Source organism: Sphingomonas sp. ASV193 (assembly GCF_040203355.1).
Lineage (GTDB): Bacteria > Pseudomonadota > Alphaproteobacteria > Sphingomonadales > Sphingomonadaceae > Sphingomicrobium.
On the sequence record NZ_JBEHBW010000001.1, the window covers coordinates 288,951 to 309,474 of the forward strand.

At 68.7% G+C, this 20,524-nt stretch carries 18 protein-coding genes, 2 tRNA genes and 1 riboswitch; of the genes, 9 read left to right on the forward strand and 11 right to left on the reverse strand.

Translation table 11 applies throughout. The annotated features are described in order from the left end of the window. Positions 1 to 18: 18 nt before the first annotated feature. Genes bamA through fabZ form a run of 3 tightly spaced genes read left to right on the forward strand, consistent with a single transcriptional unit; the run spans position 19 to position 3,649 of the window. Positions 19 to 2,601, forward strand: coding sequence for an outer membrane protein assembly factor BamA (gene bamA, locus ABDK56_RS01600; RefSeq protein ID WP_349806804.1), 2,583 nt, complete (start codon positions 19 to 21; stop codon positions 2,599 to 2,601). Beyond that, positions 2,601 to 3,182: an OmpH/Skp family outer membrane protein gene (locus ABDK56_RS01605; RefSeq protein WP_349806318.1), complete on the forward strand. Its 582-nt coding sequence runs from the start codon at positions 2,601 to 2,603 to the stop codon at positions 3,180 to 3,182. The genes bamA and ABDK56_RS01605 overlap by 1 nt, the downstream gene beginning before the upstream one ends. 17 nt (positions 3,183 to 3,199) lie before the next feature. Beyond that, positions 3,200 to 3,649 (forward strand): 3-hydroxyacyl-ACP dehydratase FabZ, encoded by a 450-nt coding sequence (gene fabZ, locus ABDK56_RS01610; RefSeq protein ID WP_349806319.1) that lies wholly within the window; start codon positions 3,200 to 3,202, stop codon positions 3,647 to 3,649. A gap of 3 nt (positions 3,650 to 3,652) precedes the next feature. Here the strand turns inward: fabZ and ABDK56_RS01615 are convergent, their stop codons facing one another. The 4 genes from ABDK56_RS01615 to ABDK56_RS01630 are packed head-to-tail and all read right to left on the reverse strand — an operon-like array spanning position 3,653 to position 7,821. Beyond that, complete coding sequence (locus ABDK56_RS01615) at positions 3,653 to 4,351, reverse strand: ABC transporter ATP-binding protein (protein WP_349806320.1); 699 nt, start codon at positions 4,349 to 4,351, stop codon at positions 3,653 to 3,655. Next, positions 4,348 to 5,304, reverse strand: a complete 957-nt coding sequence (locus ABDK56_RS01620) for a FecCD family ABC transporter permease (RefSeq protein ID WP_349806321.1) — start codon at positions 5,302 to 5,304, stop codon at positions 4,348 to 4,350. Before ABDK56_RS01620 ends, ABDK56_RS01615 begins: the two co-directional genes overlap by 4 nt. Beyond that, positions 5,301 to 6,056 (reverse strand): ABC transporter substrate-binding protein, encoded by a 756-nt coding sequence (locus ABDK56_RS01625; protein ID WP_349806322.1) that lies wholly within the window; start codon positions 6,054 to 6,056, stop codon positions 5,301 to 5,303. The genes ABDK56_RS01620 and ABDK56_RS01625 overlap by 4 nt, the downstream gene beginning before the upstream one ends. Continuing rightward, positions 6,025 to 7,821 carry a TonB-dependent receptor plug domain-containing protein gene (locus tag ABDK56_RS01630; protein WP_349806323.1) on the reverse strand — a complete coding sequence of 599 codons (1,797 nt, stop codon included), beginning with the start codon at positions 7,819 to 7,821 and terminating at the stop codon, positions 6,025 to 6,027. Before ABDK56_RS01630 ends, ABDK56_RS01625 begins: the two co-directional genes overlap by 32 nt. Before the next feature lie 82 nt (positions 7,822 to 7,903). Further along, positions 7,904 to 8,045, reverse strand: a riboswitch (cobalamin riboswitch). Positions 8,046 to 8,151: 106 nt separating this feature from the next. Here ABDK56_RS01630 and rpmE point away from each other — a divergent pair. After that, the gene (rpmE, locus tag ABDK56_RS01635; RefSeq protein ID WP_349806324.1) at positions 8,152 to 8,379 is read left to right on the forward strand and encodes a 50S ribosomal protein L31; all 228 of its coding nucleotides are present in this window, start codon (positions 8,152 to 8,154) and stop codon (positions 8,377 to 8,379) included. 4 nt (positions 8,380 to 8,383) lie between these two features. Next, positions 8,384 to 8,962, forward strand: coding sequence for a GNAT family N-acetyltransferase (locus tag ABDK56_RS01640; protein WP_349806325.1), 579 nt, complete (start codon positions 8,384 to 8,386; stop codon positions 8,960 to 8,962). Here ABDK56_RS01640 and ABDK56_RS01645 read toward each other — a convergent pair. Next, positions 8,940 to 10,130 carry an acyl-CoA dehydrogenase gene (locus ABDK56_RS01645; protein WP_349806326.1) on the reverse strand — a complete coding sequence of 397 codons (1,191 nt, stop codon included), beginning with the start codon at positions 10,128 to 10,130 and terminating at the stop codon, positions 8,940 to 8,942. The two genes, ABDK56_RS01640 and ABDK56_RS01645, sit on opposite strands and share 23 nt — an antisense overlap. A 208-nt stretch (positions 10,131 to 10,338) precedes the next feature. Here ABDK56_RS01645 and ABDK56_RS01650 point away from each other — a divergent pair, with 208 nt between their 5' ends. The 4 genes from ABDK56_RS01650 (at position 10,339) to ABDK56_RS01665 (ending at position 14,886) form a co-directional block, all read left to right on the forward strand. Beyond that, positions 10,339 to 12,654, forward strand: a complete 2,316-nt coding sequence (locus ABDK56_RS01650; protein WP_349806327.1) for a glycosyltransferase family 4 protein — start codon at positions 10,339 to 10,341, stop codon at positions 12,652 to 12,654. 32 nt (positions 12,655 to 12,686) lie between these two features. Beyond that, complete coding sequence (locus ABDK56_RS01655; protein WP_349806328.1) at positions 12,687 to 13,970, forward strand: glycoside hydrolase family 130 protein; 1,284 nt, start codon at positions 12,687 to 12,689, stop codon at positions 13,968 to 13,970. A gap of 4 nt (positions 13,971 to 13,974) precedes the next feature. Further along, positions 13,975 to 14,763 carry a class I mannose-6-phosphate isomerase gene (locus ABDK56_RS01660; RefSeq protein WP_349806329.1) on the forward strand — a complete coding sequence of 263 codons (789 nt, stop codon included), beginning with the start codon at positions 13,975 to 13,977 and terminating at the stop codon, positions 14,761 to 14,763. 46 nt (positions 14,764 to 14,809) lie between these two features. Further along, a tRNA-Ile gene (locus ABDK56_RS01665) sits at positions 14,810 to 14,886 on the forward strand. Positions 14,887 to 14,967: 81 nt separating this feature from the next. Here the strand turns inward: ABDK56_RS01665 and ABDK56_RS01670 are convergent. The 6 genes from ABDK56_RS01670 to ABDK56_RS01695 form a co-directional block, all read right to left on the reverse strand. Continuing rightward, a tRNA-Pro gene (locus ABDK56_RS01670) sits at positions 14,968 to 15,044 on the reverse strand. A 54-nt stretch (positions 15,045 to 15,098) separates the two neighbouring features. After that, complete coding sequence (locus ABDK56_RS01675; protein WP_349806330.1) at positions 15,099 to 15,377, reverse strand: hypothetical protein; 279 nt, start codon at positions 15,375 to 15,377, stop codon at positions 15,099 to 15,101. Positions 15,378 to 15,407: 30 nt separating this feature from the next. Then, positions 15,408 to 16,814 (reverse strand): M28 family peptidase, encoded by a 1,407-nt coding sequence (locus ABDK56_RS01680; RefSeq protein ID WP_349806331.1) that lies wholly within the window; start codon positions 16,812 to 16,814, stop codon positions 15,408 to 15,410. 56 nt (positions 16,815 to 16,870) lie between these two features. Continuing rightward, positions 16,871 to 17,944 (reverse strand): PA0069 family radical SAM protein, encoded by a 1,074-nt coding sequence (locus ABDK56_RS01685; protein ID WP_349806332.1) that lies wholly within the window; start codon positions 17,942 to 17,944, stop codon positions 16,871 to 16,873. 39 nt (positions 17,945 to 17,983) lie between these two features. Next, entirely contained in the window at positions 17,984 to 19,783 is a 1,800-nt protein-coding gene (locus tag ABDK56_RS01690) for a lytic transglycosylase domain-containing protein (RefSeq protein ID WP_349806333.1), read from the reverse strand. Beyond that, on the reverse strand, positions 19,783 to 20,493 hold the full coding sequence (locus ABDK56_RS01695; protein ID WP_349806334.1) for a uracil-DNA glycosylase family protein: 711 nt from the start codon (positions 20,491 to 20,493) through the stop codon (positions 19,783 to 19,785). The genes ABDK56_RS01690 and ABDK56_RS01695 overlap by 1 nt, the downstream gene beginning before the upstream one ends. Positions 20,494 to 20,524 lie beyond the last annotated feature (31 nt).

The window sequence follows — 20,524 nt, forward strand, 5'->3', positions numbered from 1 at the left end:
GCGTTCCTCGTGTCCACGATGCTCGGCGGGGCGGCGATGCCTGCCTATGCCCAGTCGGCGTTCGCGCCGGGCGGGGCGCAGGCCCCAGCGGCCGCGCCGGCACCGACCAGCGGGGTCATCCACTCGATCGCGGTGCGCGGCTCGCAGCGGCTCGAGCCCGAGACGATCCGCGCCTATGCGAACCTCGGCGTCGGGCAGACCTACACCGCTGAATCGCTCGACCAGGCGCTGAAGGCGCTCTACGCGACCGAGCTGTTTTCCGACGTCGTCATCACCGGCGCCGACACCGGCAACCTGGTCATCACGGTCAAGGAAAGCCCGGTCATCAACCGCATCGTCCTCGAGGGCAACAAGAAGCTCAAGGACGACAAGATCATGCCGGAAATCCACCTGGCACCGCGCGAGATCTTTACGCGGTCGAAGGTGCGCAGCGACGTCGAGCGGATCATCGAGCTCTACAAGCGCGAGGGGCGCTACGCCGCGACGGTCGATCCCAAGATCGTCCAGCTCGACCAGAACCGCGTCGACCTGGTGTTCGAGATCCACGAGGGCGACAAGTCGAAGATCCGCGCGATCAACATTATCGGCAACGACAAATTCTCCGATTCGACGCTGCGCAAGCAGATGTATACCAAGCAGGCCGGGGGGCCGCTCGGCTTCCTCAAGAGCAACGACAGCTACGATCCCGACCGGCTGGCGGCCGACCAGCAGAAGCTGCGCGCTTTCTACCTGACGCAGGGCTATGCCGATTTCCGGGTGGTCTCGGCGCTTGCCGAGCTAACCCCTGACCGCAAGGACTTCGTGATTACCTACGTGGTCGAGGAGGGCAAGCGCTACAAGTTCGGCGACGTGACCGCCGAGAGCGACCTTCGCGACTTCACCGACGCTCAGGTGATGAAGATCGCCGACATTCACAAGGGCGAATGGTTCAACGCCAAGCGGGTCGAGGATACGGTCGACGCGCTCAATTCGGCGGCGGGAAACAAAGGCTATGCCTTCGCGCAGGTCGACCCCAGCTACAATCGCGACGCCGACACCCACACGATGGGCGTGGTGTTCAAGCTTCGAGACACCCCGCGCGTCTATGTCGAGCGGATCGATATCACCGGCAACACGCAGACCCGCGACAAGGTCATCCGCCGCGAGTTCCGGGTCAACGAGGGCGACGCGTTCAACGCGATCAAGATCAAGCGCAGCCAGGACCGGCTTCAGGGGCTCGGTTTCTTCCAGGACAAGCTGGAGATCAAGCAGACCCAGGGATCGGCACCCGACCGGGTCGTGCTCGGTGTCAACGTCGAGGAAAAGTCGACCGGCCAGCTGTCGCTGTCGGCGGGCTATTCGAGCCTCGAAAAGGTCGTATTCTCGGGCCAGATCTCGCAGAGCAACTTCATGGGCAAGGGGCAGGTCGCCTCGGCCTCGGTCGACTGGTCGGCCTACTCGAAGTCGGTCGCACTGGCGTTCACCGAGCCGCATTTCCTCGACCGGAACATCGCGCTCGGCGGGCAGATCTACCGGCGCGATTACAGCTCGTATAACTATCTCAACAACCAGCGAAATACGACGTACAAGCAGGTTTCGCTCGGCGGGGCACTCAAGAGCGGCTTCCCGCTGACGGAATATTCGCTCCTCGGGCTTAGCTACTCGCTGGTGAAGGACAACATTACCCTCGACAAGGCGACCTTCTACACCAACGGCGTCTGCGATCCGCTCAAGGCCGGTGCTTACCTCTGTGACGAGCTTGGCGGTCGGCTTACCTCGGCGGTCGGGGTCAGCTATTCGTTCGACAACACCGACAGCATTCACCCCACCCGCGGACGCGCCTTGGGCGTGACCCAGGACTTCGCCGGGCTCGGCGGCGACGTGCGCTACTTGCGCACGCGGATCAGCGGGACGCAGTTCGTGCCGCTGCCCAAGAGCTTCGTCCTGTCGATCCATGCCGAGGGCGGCGCGATCAAGGCATTGCAGAAGGGCCCGATCGATCCGTTCGACGCCACCCGCCGGCTCGACCCCATTCGCCTGACCGACCGTTTCTTCGGCGGAGACCAGCTTCGCGGCTTCGACATTCGCGGGATCGGGCCGCGGGTCATTCGCCAGACTTATGATTCGACAGGCGCGCTGTTGCCCTACGATCCGAAGACCGATGGCGGCGACGCGCTTGGCGGCCACTATTATTACCAGGGCCGGCTCGAGGTCGAGTTCCCGACCAGCAGCGGGCTCAAGTCGCTCGGCCTGCGCCCGAGCGCCTATGTCGACATCGGGTCGATCTGGGGCGTTCGCCAGCCCGACCTGATCAATTACATTGGCGTATGTTCTCCCAATACGACGACCAATCCGACCGGAACCGCTTTCACCGTCAAGCCGGGTGGCAGTACCAACTGCGCGGATTATGCGGCGACGCATCCGGGTGCCTACACCTACACCGCAGGCGGCATCAAAGAATCGTTTGTCGGCAATTCGCCCAGTCCGCGCCTGTCGGTCGGCATCGGGGTGAACTGGGTGTCGCCGTTCGGTCCGCTCCGTCTTGACCTCGCCAAGGCTCTGATCAAGCAGCCGGGCGACCAGACCAAGCTGTTCACCTTCAACGTAGGAACGTCCTTCTGATGAAAACGCTGATCCTGTCTCTCGGCCTCGCCGCGGTACTCCCGCAGGTGGCCGCCGCCCAGAATGTTCCCGCGGCGGTGGTGGCGATTGTCGATGCGGACCGTCTGCTGACGACCTGCACCGCCTGCCGGACGGCCGACGCCCAACTGCGGAGCCAGAAGGCGGCAATCGACGCGCGCGCGGCTTCGCTTCAGGCCTCGTTAAAGACCGAATATGATTCGATCGACGCGGCCATCAAGGCGCTCAACGGCAAGGAACCCGACGCCGCGCTGAAGGCCCGCGCGACTGCGTTCGAAACCAAGCGTCAGGCGGCCGAGCAGGAGATCGCGTCGAAGAACGAGGCGCTCCAGTCGACGAACGCGAACGTGCAGAGCCAGATCGCCGCCAAGGTCAACCCGATCATCAATGCGGTGATGACCCAGCGCGGGGCCAATCTGGTGATGGCCAAGAACGCCACCGTCTCCAATTCGGCCTCGCTCGAGATCACCGACGCGGTGCTCGCCGAACTCAACCGCCAGCTCCCGTCGGTCAGCGTCACTCCGCTGCCCGCCGCCAGCGCCAGCCGGCCCACCGGGCGGTGAGCGAGCCGGGCGGCGCCGTGACCGGTCCGCTCGACGTCAGGCGGGTGATGGCGGCGCTGCCGCATCGCTATCCGCTGCTGCTCGTCGATCGGGTCGAGCGGATCGAGATCGACCGATCGATCACCGCGATCAAGGCGGTGAGCATGAACGAGCAGTTCTTCCAAGGGCATTTCCCCGGACGCCCGATCATGCCCGGCGTGCTGATCGTCGAGGCGCTGGCACAGGCTGCGGGGGTGCTCGCGGTCGAAAGCCTCGGGCTCGCCGACAGCGGCAAGCTGGTCTATTTCATGGCGATCGAGGGGGCCAAGTTTCGCCAGCCGGTCGAGCCGGGATGCCTGCTGCAGCTCGACGTCGAATTCGTCCAGAAGCGCGCCAGCGTGTGCAAGTTCGCCGGGCGCGCCTCGGTCGACGGCAAGCTCGCCGCCGAGGCCAACTTCACCGCGATGATCGCCGACCCGCCGGCCTGACGTTCAGACCCTGATCTTCCAGCCTGCGCCATTGCGCTCGACCCGGAAGGCATCGGCGAACCGCTGATCCGATAGAAGCTTCGCGGGCGAATCGTCGGCGACGACCGCTCCGCCATCGATCAGCAGCGCCCGGTCGAACCGGTCGGCGACCGACAGGTCGTGGAGCGCGGCGAGCACGATCGCCCCGTCGGCGGCGGCCTGGTCGATCGCCTCGAGAAAGCGCAGCACCCAATAGGGGTCGAGGTTCGACAGCGGCTCGTCGAGCAGAAGCAGCGGCGGTTTGCCGGCAAGAACGCGCGCCATCAGCACCCGGGCGCGCTCGCCGGTCGACAAGAGGTTCACCGGGCGATCTGCGAGCGTGTCGAGCTCGACCCGGGCGATCCATTCCGCGACCTCTCCCGGGGCGAGCCGCGGATTTCCGAGCGCGATCATGTCGCGGACCGGGATCGGCCAGGCGAGGTCGCGCGAGGCGGGCATGAAGCCCACGAGCTGGGCGCGGCGAGGGCCGGCTTCGCCAAGGTCGATGCCGTCGATCGAGACTCGCCCGGTGGCTTCGTCGACCCCGGCGATCGCCCGGAGCAGGCTGGTCTTGCCGCCACCGTTAGGGCCGATCAGGGCGAGTTTGCGCCCCGCTTCGACTTCGAGCGTGACGGACGACAGCCGGTTCGGGATGGCGACGTCATGAAGGCGGAGGCGCTTCATGCGATGGTCCGCCGCCGAAGGTTGATGACCAGCGCCAGGAAGAAGGGCGCGCCGAGCAGCGCGGTGACGACGCCGACGGGAAGCGTGCGCTGGAGCGGGACGGCGCGGACGACGAGGTCGGCGGCGGTCATCAACGCGGCGCCGATCGCGGCGGCGGGGAGCATCGCCCGGCCCGGGTGGCCGCGCACCATCGCGCGCGCCAGGACCGGCGCGGCGAGGCCGACGAACCCGATCGCGCCGCATACCGACACGCAGGCGCCGACCGCCACCGCCGAGAAAATCAGCGTCGAGCGCACCAGGTCGCGCGGCGATCGACCGCTCGCGGCAATGACATCCTCGCCGAGCGCGAGCAGGTCGAGCGACGGGCCGAGGCGGAGCAGGAGCAGCGCCGCGATCCCGGCGGGGAAGAGCGCGGCGGCGGCCTGGCCGAGGCTGCGATCGACGAAGCCCCCCATCAGCCAGTCGAACGCGTCGTAAAAGGCGAAGGGGGAGGGGGCGAGCGCGAGCGCGAGGCTGGTCGCCGCCCCCGCCGCGAGCGTGATTGCGAGACCGGCGAGGAGCAGCGTCGCGGTCTCGGCGCGGCGTCCGGCGAGCAGCACGAGTGCGAAGAGCGCCAGTCCCGCGCCCGCCATTCCCGCGAGGGCCAGCCCGAGCGGCGATGCCAGCCCGAGCCAGTACATCGCCACCACCGCGCCGAGCGCCGCGCCGCTCGAGGCGCCGCTGATGTCGGGCGAGGCGAGGGGGTTGGCGAAGGCGGCCTGGATCGCCGCCCCGCTGACTCCAAGCGCTGCGCCATAGCCGACCGCGAGCAGCGTGCGCGGCAGGCGAAGCTCGACCAGCAGCGTGGTCGCGAGCGACGGGTCGATCGCTCGGGCCTCGGCGAGGATCGACCAGGGCAGCAGCAAATGCGCGGCGGCGAGCAGGAGCAGGCCGAGCGGGATGGCGACCTTCATCGCCGCGCTCGCAGCCGTTCGACCTCGAACAGCATCATCGGGCCGGCGCAGGTCCACGGGCGTCCGTCGGTGGTCACGCGCCGGCTCGGCAGGTTCCGAACGAGCGGATGGTCGGCCCAGCGCTGCCCGAGCGACGCTTGCCCGGCGCGGTAGGTCGAGGTCAGGAGCACGGCGGATGGGCGGGTCGCGAGCTGCTCGAGGCTCGCGCGCGCTTGCGGCAACGGCCTCTGGGCGAAGCCGGCGAGCCGCATCCAGTCGGCGCCGAGCGAGGGCACTGCGACGCTTTGCCCGCCGCCGCTGAGGAAAATAGTGTCGCGCGTCGCGGGCGGGTTCACGGACAACCGATCGAGCCGGGCGGTCCACCAGTCGGCGCGATGCGGGTTGCCGAGCAGCGTCGCGACCTGGCGCATGTTGGCGGCGACCTCGGCGATCGTCGCGGGATAGGCGAGGGTCACGGTCCGGATCCCGAGCCGCACGGCGATTGCTTCCGACGCGCGCCCGCGTCCGCCCGTCCGCAGCGCGATCATGGGTCGCGTGCCGATCAGCCCCTCGACCGTTCCGTCGTTTGTCGCGAACCGCGCCGCGCGGCGCCACAGAAAGCTGTCCTCGCGGTCGCGGCCGACGCGGCTGACGCTCGCGATCTCGGCGGGCCGCGCGAGGAGCAGCAGATATTCGTCGGCGCAAAGGTCGAGCGACGCGACCTTCGCCGCCGCCACCGCGCTAGTCAGGAAGGCCGACGCGAAGCCCGACATGGATGCTCCTCCCCTCGGTGCGATAGCCGACGACGTCCTCGTAGCGCGCGTCGAACGCGTTGGCGACGCGGACGCCGAGCTCGACCTGCCGGGTCAGGCGATAGGCCAGCCGCCCGCCGGCGAGCCAGTAGCCGCCGAGCCGGACTTCCTGGTAGGCGTCGAAATCGAAATCGCGGCGCGGGCCGGTGTAGGCGACCAGCGCTCCGTACGACCAGCGACCGGCGCGTCCGTCGGCGGCGACATGGCCGCTCCATGCCGGGCGGCGATACTCGATCCGCGATCCGCCCCCGTCGGCGGGCTGGTCGGCGTGGAGCCACGCGGCACTGGCGCTGACGCGGAGCCGGTCGGAGCGCGACCAGCCGCCTTCGAATTCGACCCCGCGCCGGTGGCTGATCCCGCCGCCGTTCATCGTCGAAGGGATCGCGCCGCCATAGTCGGGGACGATCTCATCGGTGAGATTCTGTTTCCAGCCGGTCAGCGTGGCGGTCCACGGCCCTTGCGCCCAGCGCAGCGACACCTCGCCGCCGCGCGATCGCTCGGGCTTCAGCGACGGATTGCCCGCCGAATAGCCGGGATAGCCGAACAGGTCGTAGAAGGTCGGCTGGGCGATCCCCTCGCCATAGGTCGCGGCAAGGCGGAGCGTCGTGGTCAGCGGCAACTGGGCGGCGGCGCGCACGCTGGTCGCGTCCTTCGCCCGGTTGAACATGTCGAGTCGCAGCGCGGCGTCGGTGACCAGCGGGCCGAGCTTCCCGCGCCACTCGGCGGTCAGCGCGCGGTGATCGCGGACGTAATGGATGAAGGCGTCGAAGCTTTCATGCTCGTCGTCGGCGGCGAGGATGAAGTGCTGCTCGCCGAACGTGGCCCCGGCCTGGAGGCCGAGCATCCGCCGTTTCGCGCGCGCCTCGGACTGGAACACATCGGCCAGATAATAGGCGTTGCGCGAGGCGAGGAGCGAGGCCGACGCGGTGGCGTAGAGCCGCGTCTCGTCGCCGACGGTCGCGGCGACGCGCCCCGCAGTTAGCCGGTCGCGCGACTCGTCCTTGGTATCCGCGTGGAGAAAAGTGACCGGGTCGTAGCCGTCGAACTGGCTTACCCCGGCGAGCCGGAAGGCGGAGGCGGCGACGGCGAGCGTGTCGCTGGCGCGCCACCGGCCCGACGCGCGCAGCGACAGGTTCGAATAGCCGTCCTTGTCGCCGAGCCCGTTGAAGCTGTCGATCCCGGTCGCGCGCTGCCCGGCGATGCCGAGCGACAGGCCGGTGCTGGCGTTGCCGATGCCGACGCGTGCCGCGCCGCGCCGCTCGCCGAAGCTGCCGATCTCGGCCATGCCGACGGTGGCGCCACCGGTCGGGCCGTCGACCGCGATCACCCCGCCGATCGCTTCCGATCCCCACAGCGCCGATTGCGGGCCACGGACCACCTCGACCCGGCTGAGCAGATCGGCGTTGACCAGTTCGAACCGCGGCGCATTGCCCGAGGCGGGGTCGTTGGCCTTGATGCCGTCGACGAACAGCAGAGTCTGGTCGGCTTCGGCGCCGCGGATGCGCACTTCGCTGAGCGATCCCGACGGCCCGCTGACCGCGACCGCGAGGCTCGGCACTTCGCGCAGCAGGTCGGTGAGGAAGGGGGCGTGCAGCCGGTCGAGGTGGCGCTGGTCGAGGACGGTGACGCTGGCGGGCGCTTCGTCCTTCTCGACGGGATCGCGCGAGGCGGTGACGACGATGTCGGGCGCGAGACTCGGGTCGGTCGGATTGTCGGCAATGAACATGGTCGGGTCCCTTCACTCCATGACGGTCGTCACGGATGAAAGGCGGGGCCTTCCAAATCTGAACGGCTGGACCCGGCCGGCAGAAGGACGACGGGCCGGGGCGGGTATCTGACTCGCCGCCCCGGACGGACGGTTCACAGTTGCGGGCACAGTGCCGGATTTCCGCCGGCTTCCCCCTTGGCCGGCGGCATTACACCGCCGGAACCCCGGTCGCTTCGGCGGCGGTGTTGCGTCGCAGCAGACCGCCTTGTCAAGCGCGGGCGTTTCGACTAGGTCGCGGCTCGACTTTCCCCGGCTGGTCGGAAACCAGCCCCAACGAGGAACCTTGCCATGAAATCCGGGACTCACCCCGACTATCACTTCATCACCGTCACCATGACCGACGGCACGTCGTTCAAGACCCGCTCGACGATGGGCAAGGAAGGCGACACGCTCGCGCTCGACATCGACCCCAAGGTGCATCCGGCGTGGACCGGCGGCACGCGCCAGGTGTCGGAAGGCGGCCAGGTCGCGCGCTTTAACAAGCGCTTCGGCGGCCTGAGCCTCGCCAAGAAGTAAGCGCGTGGGCGCGTCGTCCGGCGCGCCCACCCCCCGCACCCTTTTCCGCGAGCCGCCGGTCATCGAGACCGCGCGGCTCCGTCTTCGTGAATTCGAGGCGCCGGACTTCGACGCCCACGCCGCGATCATGCGCGCGGTATTCGCGCGCGGCCATCTCGGCCCGGCGATGGACCGCGAGGACAAGTGGCGGCGGATCGTCAGTTCGGTCGGGATGTGGCGCGTCGTCGGCTTCGGCGGCCTGATCGTCGAGCGGCGCGAGGATCGCCGCGTGATCGGCAATGTCGGCCTGTTCGTCGCGCCGCGGGCGATGGAGCCCGACTTTGGCGGCGAGCCCGAAATGGGCTGGATCCTCGACCCCGAAGAGCATGGCAAGGGCTATGCCGAGGAGGCGTGCCGGGCGCTGCTCGACTGGGCCGATGCCGAGGTGCGGCAGACGATCTGGGCGATCATCGACCCCGCCAATACGCCCTCGCACCGGCTGGCCGGGCGGCTCGGCTTTACGAAACTGCAGACCTCGTCCTACCGGGACGCGCCGATCGACGTCTATCGGCGCCCGGCCCCTAGAAGGCGGCGATGCCGGTGATCGCGCGCCCGAGGATCAGCGCATGGACGTCGTGCGTGCCCTCGTAGGTGTTGACCGTCTCGAGGTTGGCGGCGTGGCGCATCACCTGAAACTCGGCCGAGATGCCGTTGCCGCCGTGCATATCGCGCGCGATCCGGGCGATATCGAGCGCCTTGCCGCAATTGTTGCGCTTGATCAGGCTGATCGTCTCGGGGACCAGCTCGCCCGCCTCAAGCCGGCGGCCGACGCGGAGCGCGGCCTGTAGGCCCAGCGTGATCTCGGTGACCATGTTGGCGAGCTTGAGCTGGACCAGCTGGTTCGACGCGAGCGGACGGCCGAACTGGTGGCGGTCGAGCGTGTACTGGCGGGCGGCGGCGTAGCAGGCCTCGGCCGCGCCCATCGTACCCCAGCCGATTCCGTAGCGGGCGCGGTTGAGGCAGCCGAACGGACCCTTAAGGCCGCTGATCTCAGGGAAGACGGCGTCTTCGCCAACTTCGACCCCGTCCATTACGATCTCGCCGGTGATCGAGGCGCGCAGGGAGAGCTTCTCCTTGATCTTCGGCGCGCTTAGCCCCGGCATCCCCTTTTCGAGGATGAAGCCGCGGATCGCGCCGCCATGCGCCTCGGACTTGGCCCAGACGACGAACACGTCGGCGATCGGCGAATTGGTGATCCACATCTTCGCACCGCGAAGGCGATAGCCGCCATCGATCTTTTCGGCGCGGGTCCGCATGCCGCCTGGGTCCGAGCCGGCGTCGGGCTCGGTCAGGCCGAAGCAGCCGACCAGCTCGCCCGAAGCGAGGCCGGGGAGGTATTTGCGCTTCTGCTCTTCCGAGCCGTAGGCGTTGATCGGGTGCATCACGAGGCTCGACTGGACCGAGCAGGCCGAGCGATAGCCGCTGTCGACCCGCTCGACCGCGCGGGCGATCAGCCCGTAGCTGACATAGCCGAGCCCGGCACCGCCATAATCGGGTGACACCGTTGCCCCGAGCAGGCCGAGCTGGCCCATCTCGCGCATGATCTCGCGGTCGAAGTTTTCGTTGAGATAGGCCTCGGTCACGCGCGGTTGCAGATTGTCCTGCGCATAGGCCTCGGCAGTGTCGCGGACCATCCGCTCCTCGTCGGTCAGCTGATGATCGAGGTCGAACGGGTCGGCCCAATCGAACGGCAGGACGGTAGGCTCGGCCACGGCATCGGTCTCCGGTTGATGAGGAATTCGGGGCGTCTAGCCGGGTTTGGGCAGTGGCGCCAGCCGGAGCTTCGGCGGTGAAGATATCGCACCTGCGAAATAAACTATTGTGCAGCGCAGCAAATTACGCAACTCTCGGGCGGTACGGACGTTGGATGATCGGCGCTCAGTAGGGATCGCCGGGTGGCGCGAGGCGAACATGTTGGATATGACGAGCGAAACTTTCGAGCTGGACGGTCGACCCGAGGGCGAGGAACCCTCGCGCGCGCCGGTCGGCCGGCTCGCGCTCATCGGCAACGCGCTTCCTCGCAAGTGCGGGCTCGCCACCTTCACCAGCCACGTCTCCGATGCACTCGCGGGCCGCTATCCCGACCTTGTCGTCGACCATTACGCGATGGATGACGGCACCGGGGTCGAATATCCCGAGGCGATCCGGCTGATCGGCGCGGACGACCGCCCGGCCTATCGCGCCGCGGCGAAGCGGATGGCCGAGGAGGGGGCCGAGGCGATCTTGCTTCAGCACGAATATGGCATTTTCGGCGGAGAGGCAGGCCGTTACATCCTCGACCTGCTCGACGAGAGCGACCTTCCGGTCATCACCGTCCTCCACACCGTCCTCGAGCGGCCGGCCCCCGCCGAGCGCGAGGTGCTGGCGACGATCATCCGTCGCTCGACCCATCTGGTGGTGATGGCGAAGACCGGCGCCGACATTCTGACCCGCTGGCACGGCGTGCCGCCTAACCGCATCTCGGTCATTCCGCACGGCGTTCCCGACCGCAAGCTGGTCGATCCGGCGACGCTCAAGCCCCGTTTTGGCTGGGAAGGCCGCAAGGTCGTCATGACCTTCGGCCTGCTGAGCCACGACAAGGGCGTCCAGCACATGATCGAGGCGCTTCCGGCGCTGGTCGAACGTCACCCCGACATGCTCTACGTCGTCGTCGGCGCGACCCATCCCAACCTCGTCCGGCACGAGGGCGAAACCTACCGCCAGTCGCTGATCGACCGGACGAAGGAATTGGGGGTCGCCGACCATGTCGAGTTCATCGACGCCTTCGTCGAGCAGGACGAACTGCTCGACCGCCTCCAGGCCAGCGACGTTTACGTCACCCCCTATCTCAACATGAACCAGGTCACGTCGGGCACGCTCGCCTATGCGGTGGCGGTGGGGAAGCCGGTCGTGTCGACCCCCTATGTCCACGCGAGCGAATTGCTGGCGGGCAGGGTCGGCTCGCTAGTCGAGCCCGCCAACCCCGAGGCGTTGGCGAGCGCGATCGACGCGCTGCTGAGCGATCACGACGCGCGCCGCGCGATGGCGAAGCGCGCCTATCGCGCCGGTCGCAAAATGCTGTGGCCGCGCGGCATGGAGCGGACGCTTGCTCCGCTGTCGGAGCGCGCCGCGCCGGCGCAGGTCGCGGAAGCGCCGCGTGTCGCCTTGCCGACGGAGCTTTCGTTCGCCGCTGTCGAGGCGATGAGCGACGGGGTCGGGATGCTCCAGCACAGCCGCTTTGGAATCGCCGATCGCAACCACGGCTACTGCATCGACGACAATTGCCGCGCGATGATGGTGGCGCTGAAGCGCTATCGGCGAACCGGCGAGCCCGAGGTACTGGCGATGGCGCGTCGCTACGCGGCGTTCATCGGTCATGCGTGGCACCCCGCCGAGCGCGCCTTCCGCAATTTCATGGCCTACGACCGGACGTGGTGCGAGGATCGGGGGTCGGACGACAGCAACGGCCGGACGCTATGGACGCTGATGGTCGCCATCGTCGAAAGCCCCGACGAAGAATTCCGCGGCTGGGCACGGGCGGTTCTGTCCGACGCGCTCGATGCCGGACCGCCGCTGCGCTCGCCGCGTTCGCAATGTTTCGCGGCGATCGGGGCGTTCGACTGGCTGTCATATGACAGGGCACATCTGGTCGCGCTCAAGCTGCTCGAACAGGCGGGCGACACGCTCTGCACGATCCTGTCCGCGCACCGGCGCGATGGCTGGGACTGGTTCGAGGCGCGACTGTCTTACGACAACGCGCGGATGCCCGAGGCGCTGCTGAAGGCGGGCATGGCGCTCGGCCGCGACGAATGGATCGGGCGCGGGCTCGAAACGCTCGAATGGCTGAGCGAACGCCAGCACCGGCGAGGGATTTTCCGTGCGGTCGGGTCGCGCAGCTTCTTCAACGAGTATCGCGAGCCGCGCCAGTTCGACCAGCAGCCGCTGGAAGCGGCGGCGAGCATCGACGCGGCACTGGTCGCGCACCGCATCACCGGCGCGAAAGTCTGGCGCGACCGCGCGGACGAGGCCTATGCCTGGTTCTTTGGGGACAACGACCACGGGCTGCCGCTCGCCACGCTCGCCACCGGCGGATGTTTCGACGGGCTGACCGAAGACGGCGTCAACCGCAACCAGGGCGCCGAGTCGATCCTCGCGCTCCACCAGGCGGCGGAGGCGATGGCGCGCGCGGAAAACGGCGAAAATGCCGTGTCGGGCGGTTTACACTCTGCGGTCGAGGCACCAGAAGCGGCGGTCTGATTCGACTAACCGCAGGAGCGCTCGACTCCCTCATGCAGCCGACCGCCATTCATCCCTTGCGCCTGACCGCCGATCCCTCGCGCGTGGTGCTTCGCCCGTTCCACCTCGCGTGGCAGGGCAATAATGCCGAGCCGACGCGCGCGCGCGATCTCGTCGAGAAGGTGCTGGCCTTCGACGAAAAGGAAGTTGCGCGAACGCTCCGCAAGGTGAGCCGCGACTTCAACCGGCGGCACTGGCAGACGCGCAAGATCTTCGAACGGCGCGCCGAGCAAATCGGCAAGCTGCTCGGCAAGGATTTCAGCGGCCTTCCCGACAGCACGCGCCAGCTGATCGGGGCCTATTTCTGTCACGAGTACAGCTACGCCGCCGCCGCGCTGATGAACCCGAGCATCGTGCCGCATCCCGACCAGAGCGGAATCGACGACGAACATGTGCGGATCCTGATGTCGCTTCGCGCGGTGGGCGAGGGGCACATCAGCTCGATCGCCTTTCGCGAAGGGATCGTGTCGAAACATGGCGGGCTTGAGCTTGCCCCCGAGCCGCCGTTCGCGACCTCCGCCGAGATCGTCGAGGCGCTTGCCGACGGCGAAGACGGGCCGGTCACCGTCCGGCGCAACCGCGACAGCAGCGTCAGCGGCATGGTGATGTTCCCGGTGACCCCCACGCAGGCCAACGGGCTTGAGGACCTGCGCCTCACCGACTTCACCCACGACGACGGCAGCCGCGAATATATCGGCACCTACACCGCCTATTCGGGGCGGAGCATCCGGTCCGAACTTATGCGGACGCGCGATTTCAGGACGATCGACCTCGTGCCGATGACCGGCGACGCGGCGGTCAACAAGGGCATGGCGCTCTTCCCGCGCAAGGTCGGCGGTTCTTACGCGATGATCGGGCGGCAGGACGGGATGAACCTGTTCCTGCTCCGCTCGGACGAGCTCGGCGCGTGGAACGGCGGCGAGAAGATCATGGTCCCCGAATATGCATGGGAGCTGATCCAGATCGGCAATTGCGGGCCGCCGATCGAGCTCGACGAGGGATGGCTGCTTCTGACTCACGGTGTCGGCGCGATGCGGCAATATGCCATCGGCGCGGCGCTTCTCGACAAGGACGACCCGTCGAAGGTCATCGCCCGGGTCGATCGCCCGATCCTCACTGCCGAGAATGACGATCGCAACGGATACGTCCCCAACGTCGTTTACACCTGTGGTGCGATGAAGGTCGGCGACCAGCTGTTCATGCCCTACGGCATTTCCGACAGCTCGGTCGGTTTTGCCTTCCTGCCGATCGCATCGCTGCTGAAAGCCATGAGGTAAGTCGTTGATCACGCTCGAAACCAAGATCGTCGAAAAGCCCTGGGGTCGAACCGGGCTGCCCGCCCGCTTCGGTGTCGAGAGCAAGGAAAAAATCGGCGAGATCTGGTTCGTCCCGCCCGCCGGGCGCGAGCTCGACGTGATGGCGAAATATCTGTTCACCAGCGAGCGGCTGTCGATCCAGGTCCATCCCGACGACGAGACCGCGCGTGCGCGGGGCTATCCGCGCGGCAAGGACGAATGCTGGCTGGTGCTCGACTCGCACGTCGATGCCGAACTCGGGATCGGGACGGTGCGCCCGGTCGCCGCCGACGAGTTGATCGAGGCCGCCAAGGACGGGACGATCGTCGACCTGATCGACTGGAAGCGACCCAAGGCGGGCGACTTCATCTATAACCCGGCCGAGACGGTCCACGCTCTCGGGCCGGGGCTGACCGTGCTCGAGGTCCAGCAGGCGGTCGATCTCACCTATCGCCTGTTCGATTATGGGCGTCCGCGCGAGCTTCATCTCGCGCAATCGCGCGACGTGGTCGATGCCGTTCCCCACCGCGATCCGCGGGACGGTTCGTTTGGCGAGGAGACGCGCATCCTCCTGGACGGACCGAAATTCGGGCTGGCATGGTGCGTCGGCGAGGCTCCCGCGCTCCCCGACGACGCGCGCGATATCCAGCTGCTGCCGGTCGACGGCGCCGCGGGCGGAGTCGCGTCGGGCGCCTGCGCACTGGTCGATCGCTCGGAAGTCGAGGCGATCCGGTCGGACGGGCGTTTCGTGCTAGCATGGTCGATCGGCGGCTGACGGCTTGCCAGCCCGCCGCGTGCGCGACTATCGCGCGGGCACGGTGGGGCCTGTAGCTCAATTGGTTAGAGCTGGCCGCTCATAACGGCTTGGTTGCGGGTTCGAGTCCTGCCGGGCCCACCAAGCTGCTGACGCCGGCCACTTAAATCATCGAAAACTGTTCCGGTCGGCGGTCTCCCCGCCCCAGCAGGCCCCCGGCCTGTTTGGTCGGGGAGACAGGATTCGAACCTGCGACCCTCTGCTCCCAAAGCAGATGCGCTACCAGGCTGCGCCACTCCCCGACGGGGGCGGGGGTTAGCGCAGCCGGCGCGGGGGGTCCAACTTTAGTTTCGCGCCTACTTCTTTTCGGCCGTGTTGTTCGTCGTCACGTCGAGCTTGACGTGGGTATTGTCGATCTTGTTGTCGATCTTCTCGCCCGCCGCCTTGACGTCAGAGCCGATGTCGTTGGCGACCGCCTTGGCGGTGCTGGCGGCATCGTCGGCGGCGTTCTTCGCCACGTCCTGGTTGTAGGTCATGCTGACGGTGCCGTTGCCATTGTCCTTCGACACCTGGCAGGCGGCGACCGAGAACAGCAGCGGGACGGCGGCGGCGAACAGCGGAAAAATCTTGCCCATGGCGAAGCCCTCTTGAAGTCGTTTCGCCAGTTAACGCCGCTTGCCTTCCTTGGTTGCGCCAGGATGAACGATAGGGCCGGTCAGGACCGCGAGCATCGCCGTGTAGGCGGCGACATTCTGGCGCAGCTGGTCCTTGTCGATCTTGTCGAGCGTGTCGTCGGGGGTGTGGTGAAGGTCGAAGTAGCGGGTCCCGTCCTGGCTCAGCCCGATTCCCGGCGCGCCGGCCTCGATCATCGGGCCGATGTCCGATCCGTCGGCCTTGTCGAACACGCCGGTGACGATGCCGAGCGGGGCGAGGGCTGCCCCGATCCGCCGCGCCTCGTCCTTGCGCGCCGCGCCGAGCGCGAAATTGACCTTCCAGATGCGGTCGGCGCCGAAATCGCTCTCGGCCATCGCATAATAGGGCTCCTTGTGCGCGGCCTGGTAGGCGAGCCCGCCGAACAGGCCGGGCTCTTCCGACCCGAACCAGACGACGCGGATGGTGCGCAGCGGGCGGCCCGCGTCCATGATCCGCTTCGCCGCGGCGGTGGCGATGGCGACCCCCGCGCCGTCGTCGATCGCGCCGGTGCCGAGGTCCCAGCTGTCGAGGTGGCCGCCGACCAGCACCGGCGGCAGCGACGGGTCGCGGCCGGGGAGGTCGGCGACGACGTTTCCGCTGGTACCTTCGCCCGCCTGGCTGACGAGCGTCAGGTGAAGCGTCACGGGGCGCCCGCGCTTGAGCACCCGGACGAGCTGCTCGGCGTCGGGAACGCTGAGCGCTCCCGCCGGGATCGGGGTCGCGCCGTCGGCGAAGCTCTGGACGCCGGTGTGGGGGTTGCGGTGATGATCGGTGCCGATCGAACGGACGACGATCCCAATCGCGCCCTTCTGCGAGGCGATCGTCGGGCCCTGCCGACGCGGCGCGCCGAACTGGCCGTAGCCCGACCCGTCCTGCGTCGGGATCATGTGATGATCGATGAACACGATCTTCCCGCGTACCGCGCTGTCGGGGGCGAGGCGGAGCGCGTCGACCGAATCGAACGCGATGACCTGCCCGGTGACCCCGGCCATCCCGGTCGAGGCGCTGTTGCCGAGCGCCGCGATCGCCAGCTTTTGCGGGAAGGGAGCGAGGATCTCGGCCGCCTCGTAGCCGCGGCTCCACGTCTTGAGCGGGAAGGGTTCGACATGGACGTTGCTGAACCCGAGCGCGCGAAGCTTCGCCACCGCCCAGTCGCGTGCCCGCGCCTCGGCGGCGCTCCCGGCGAGCCGCGCACCGACCTCGGTGGTCAGTCCCTCGACGATGTCCCACGCATAATCGTCGCGGTCATTAGCCTCGTCGCGAAGCGCGGCGACCGCCCGATCGACCGAGATTGGCGGCGGTGGCGCGGTCTGCGCGAGCGCGGGGAAGGGGAGGGCGGCGGCGCCGAGCAGGGCGGCGAGAAGGGCGTGACGAACCATCGTCCGACGCTAGCCAGCGCGCGCCGGGCTGTCACCGCCGTTCGTCGAGGAAGCGCCTACAGCAGCCGGAGCTGGTCACCGGCGGGGGGTTCGAAAAGGTCGCTGCGAAGCGCGAACTTGGCGCGCGCGAGCCCGTGCCGCGCCGACGCCTTTTCGAATCGGTCACTCAGCAGCTTCGCCCACGGACCCTGCCCGCGCATACGGCTGAAGAAATTGGGATCGTTGTCCCTGCCGCCGCGAAGCGAGCGGATCGTCGCCATCACCTTGGCGGCGCGGTCGGGATAGTGGGTGTCGAGCCAGGCGCGGAACAGCGGCGCGACCTCGTGCGGCAGGCGGACTGGAAGGAAGAAGCCGCCGCGCGCGCCCGCCTTGGCCGCCGCCTCGATGATCGCCTCGAGCTCGTGGTCGGTGATCATCGGGATGAACGGCGCCATCGACACAAAGGCGGGGACCCCGGCGTCGGTCAGCGTGCGGATTGCCGCGAGCCGCTTGCGCGCGGCCGGGGCGCGCGGCTCGAGCGTAGCGTGGATCTTCGGGTCGAGCGAGGTCACCGAGATCGCGACCGAGGCGAGCCCGAGCTTGGCCGCCGGGGCGATGATGTCGAGGTCGCGGAGCACGCGGTCCGACTTGGTGGTGATGGTGAACGGATGCCTGGTCTCCAGCAGCAGCTCGAGGATCGAGCGGGTCACCCGCCACTTCTCCTCGATCGGCTGATAGGGGTCGGTGTTGGTGCCGAGCGCGATCGGCGCGGGTTCGTACCCCGGGCGCGAGAGCGCGGCATGGAGCAGCTTGGCCGCGTCGGGCTTGACGAACAGCCGGCTTTCGAAATCGATTCCCGGTGACAGGTCGTGATAGGCGTGGGTCGGCCGCGCGAAGCAGTAGATGCAGCCATGCTCGCAGCCGCGATAGGGATTGACCGAGCGGTCGAAGCCGATGTCGGGCGAGGCGTTGCGGGTCAGGATCGACTTCGGTTTTTCGATCGTCACCGTCGTCCGGCGGGTCGGCAACTCGCCGTCGTGAAGCGCGACCTCGTCAAGCCAGTCGCCGTCGATCAGCCGCTCGTTGAGGTTGAAGCGGGTCGGCGTCGCGTTGCGGGTCGCCCCGCGCGCCTTGGTCGACTCGATCGGCATGGCAGCACGATGCCATGCGAACGAAACGAGAACAAGATGCTATTGGGTCGAGCCGACCGGGACGAGCGCGCTGCTGCCATAGGCGGTCGCGCGGGGCGCGGGCGCGCTGCCGGCCCGGCTCGGGAACGCCGGCCACTGGTGCTGAGCCAGCGCCTTGAGCTCGGGCTGCCGTTCGCCGGTCAGGCCCTGGTAGACGAACATGTTGCGCAGCACCGAGGGGACGTAATAGCGCGTCTCCCAATAGGGCACGCTCTCAATCCACAGCAGCGGATCGCCCTTGTCGTAGATGTAGGACCAACGCGCGACCGGCAGCGGCCCGGCGTTGTAGGCGGCGATCACCTTGAGCAGCTGGCCCTGCGTCGCCCCCTTGGCGCGGATCTGCTCGATATAGCTTTGGCCATATTCGAGGTTGGTGGCCGGGTCGGTCAGCATCGAGGCGCCTACATAGCCGCCGCGCGCGCGGGCGATGTCGCCCGCGGTGCCGGGGCGGACCTGCATCAGCCCGACCGCGCCCGCGGGGGAGACGACCCCGGCGCGAAAATCGCTTTCCTGCCGGCTGTGCGCGAGCGCCAGCGCGGGATCGATCCGCCAGCCGCCCGCGGGCCGCCAGCCGATCGTCGGGAAGCGCGCCGCCGCGTCGACCCGCGCCCCGGTGGGGCCGTTGTGCGCAAGCCAATATTGGGTGCCCGGCAGCCCGAGCTGCGCGGCGAGCGCGACCAGCTGGCCGTGGTTGGCCGGGTTGCCGACCCGCGCCTCGTAACGGATCATCTCGTCGGCCAACCCGCGCTCGCCGATCGCCGCGAGCGCCCGGGCGCGGATGACGTTGGGGCGCGATTCGATCCCGGCGGTGTCGATCGCCATCGGCGACAGCCGGGTCGGCATGCCGAGCGTCTCGCGCGCGACGAGGCCGTAGAAGCTGTCGGGATAGCGAGCCGCCGCCTTGAGCAGGGGCTCGACCGCGGCGGGGTTGCGGCATGCCTGGGCGGCGCGTGCGCCCCAATAATAAGCGGCGGCGCCGAGCTCGCGGTCGGTGGTTAGCCGCGCGGTATCGCGGAACGCGGCCTGCGCGCCGGTGCAGTCATTCTGCCGCCACGCGGCGAGCCCCGAGATCCAAGCCGCGCGCCCACCCCAGTCGCCGGTCGCGGCGCCGCGCCACTGGTCGGCGACGCGCTTGGCGGCGGCGTCCTGGTTGATCGTGTAATAGGCCCAGGCCACGCGCTGGCCCATCTCGGCCTGCGCCTCGGCGGTGAGGGAGGGGCCCTGCGCGAGCAGCAGCGCCTCGGCCCCGGCGGCGTCGTTGGCCTGCGTGTATGGGTCGAGCTGGGCGCGGAGCGTGTCGGCGGCTGGGTCGCCGGTGACCGAGCGGGCGGGCTGGCGGCGCGGGGAGGAACCGAGAAAGATCAGCCGGTAGCCGGTCTGGATCGGCGGCGGGGTAAGCGCGCCGCGCGCCATCGCCAGCCGCTGGAGCTGCGGCGCCTGCGGCAGGTCGGGGGCGACCGCGAGCAGCGCCTCGATCGTCGGCAGCTCGGCCCTGGGGGAGTTTTTCGCGACCAGATATTCGGCGGTCGCGACCGGCTTGAGCGGCCCGTCAGGGAGCGTCGCCAGCCCGAGCTGCGCGGCGGCCCAATTGCCTCCGCGGATCGCGGCGAACTCGCCCGCCCAATCCCTCGGCGCGACGACGGTCGGGGTCGGCTGGGTCGCGGTTGGCGGCGCGACCGGAGTCGTTTCGAGCGGCTGGTCGGCGGGCTGGTCGGTCGGGGCGAGCGGGTCGGGATCGACCTGCTGGGCAAGCGCGGGGGTCGCGCATCCGATCAACAGCAACGGCAACAGGTGGCGCATCAGCCTTCCTCGCTCATCAACAGCAACAGGTCGGCCCAGGCGAGCGCCTTGTCCGACGGACGCTGGAGCAGCCAGCGCGGGTGAAAAGTGGCGACGGTCCGGATCGATTCGATCCGGTGGACCTTGCCGCGCGCTCGGGCGAGCGGCTGGCCGGTCAGCGCCTTGGCGGCGGCGTCGCCGAACAGCAGCAGGCGGCCGGGCCGCGCGAGCCGGACATGGTCGCGCGCGATCTGGGCGCAGCGGTCGAGCTCCTCGCCGCTCGGGCGGACGCCGGGGACGTGAAAGCAGGCGAGCGAGGCGATGTAGGCCTCGTCGGGCCGGACCCCGATCGCCGCGAGCATCCGCTGGGCGAGCACCCACGCCTCGCCCGCGATCGGCTGGCTGCGCGCGGCTTCCTCGGGACCGGGCAGGTCGGCGAGCACCATCAGCGAGGCCGCCTCGCGCCCCTGCGGAAGGACCCGGCGCGCATTGGGACGCGCGAGCGGAAGCCGGTCGGCGGCGGCCAGCCACGCGTGAAAAGCGGCGAGCGTGTCGAGCTTGCCTGAGGACGGCGGAGGAGGGAGCTCGGCGGGCGCGACCGGCGCCGCGACCCTGGCGCGCGTCCAGTCGCGCGGCTGCTCGGCGACCGCCACGTCGACGCCCGCCTCAAGCCACCAGTCGAGCAGGCTGGCGGCCTCGGCCTCGTCGATTGTCAGCGTGTTGTTCCCCATCCCGCTTCACCATCGACCAAGGTTGACGGTC